Source organism: Mesorhizobium sp. M7A.F.Ca.US.005.03.2.1, from assembly GCF_003997795.1.
In the GTDB taxonomy this organism is placed as follows: Bacteria; Pseudomonadota; Alphaproteobacteria; order Rhizobiales; family Rhizobiaceae; genus Mesorhizobium; species Mesorhizobium ciceri.
In genome coordinates this window covers 1-1,290 of record NZ_RZRP01001242.1, presented here as the reverse complement: position 1 = coordinate 1,290, position 1,290 = coordinate 1, and the positions used below count along the sequence as shown (strand labels likewise).

The following is a 1,290-nucleotide window of genomic DNA, read 5'->3' as shown; positions in this document are numbered from 1 at the left end:
GTGTCGTCCTCAGCCGCCGTCTTCGGCCTGACGGGCGTGCTGACGAAATCAATCCACGCCGACCCGTTGACCATCATCTGCTGGCGCGGCTTTGTCGGCGCGATCCTGATCAGCTTCTATGTGCTGTGGCGGCGTCACCGTTCCGGTGGGCGTGAGACCCTGCGGCTTGGCTGGCGCGGCTGGCTGCTGGCGGTGGAAGGCGCGCTGGCCAGCATCGCTTTCATCTCGGCGTTCAAGTTCACCTTCGTCGCCAATGTCGCTGTCATCTATGCCACAGCACCTTTCGTCACGGCGCTGCTGGCCTGGGTTCTGACGCGCGAAACCTTCCGGTTGCAGACGATGGTCGCCGCCGCAGTGTCGCTGTGCGGCGTGGCGATCATGGTCTGGTCCGGCTTCGGCACCGGCAATCTGTTCGGCGACGGACTGGCACTGCTGATGACCATCGGCAGCGGCCTTTACATGATCATGGTTCGCGCCTTCCGCGACACGCCCGTGGTGTGGGCCGGTGCGGTGTCGGCATTCCTGTTGTTCGTGCTCGGTTGGTTCGTCACCGATCCGCTGGCGGTTTCGCCGAGAGATGCCGTTCTGCTCACCACTTTCGGCGCGTCCTTCGCGCTGTCCTCGATCCTGTGGACGGAGGGCGCACGACTCATCCCGCCGGCCGAATCCGGGCTTCTCGGTTCGGCCGAAGTGCCGTTCGCGATCCTGTTTGCCTTCCTGTTCCTGGGCGAGATTGCACCAGCCGCCAGCATGATCGGCGGCGCCGTCGTGCTCACCGCAGTGTTCGCCCATGCGGGGCGGGATTGGCTGATGGCGCGCTCGCAACGCATGGCGTCAAATATTTCTTAAAAAAGCGACACAGTCATGGAACCATCATCCGGGTCAGGCATTATTGCTGCGACGGGCCATCCCCAAGTCCCCCCAAACCCCTCGGCCCGTCCTACTCCAAGCCGACCGTAAGGTCGGCTTTTTCTTTGCCGCTTGCCGACCGCAAGGTCGGCTTTTTCTTTGCCACTTGGGACCGCAAGGTCGGGTTCGTTGGGTATTCAGCCCGACAAGGCAAGGTTGGCGCTGAGCAGGGTCGCCAGATCGGCTGCCGATCCATCGGCACCGGCGCGCAGCCGGATGGCGAACTCAGCCAAAGGCACCTGCGGCAGGCCAAGCTGGCGCGGCGCCTCGACAATCCCGGAATGGGCAAAGCGAGCCGTTCGCAGCGTCAGTGCGACACCGGCGTTCACGGCTGTGCGCAGGCCGGCCAGACTGGCGCTGCCGGCAGCAATGCGGTAGCGG

1 protein-coding gene and 1 pseudogene are annotated in these 1,290 nt (G+C 64.4%); one reads left to right on the top strand and one right to left on the bottom strand.

The genetic code is table 11. The annotated features are described in order from the left end of the window. On the top strand, nt 1-849 hold an 849-nt coding region (locus EN991_RS36670; RefSeq protein WP_164769683.1), incomplete at its 5' end, for a DMT family transporter. A 197-nt stretch (nt 850-1,046) separates the two neighbouring features. On the opposite strand, the pseudogene EN991_RS36665 reads toward EN991_RS36670, so the two are convergent. Next, a pseudogene (locus EN991_RS36665) lies at nt 1,047-1,290 on the bottom strand (LysR family transcriptional regulator); the annotation flags it as partial.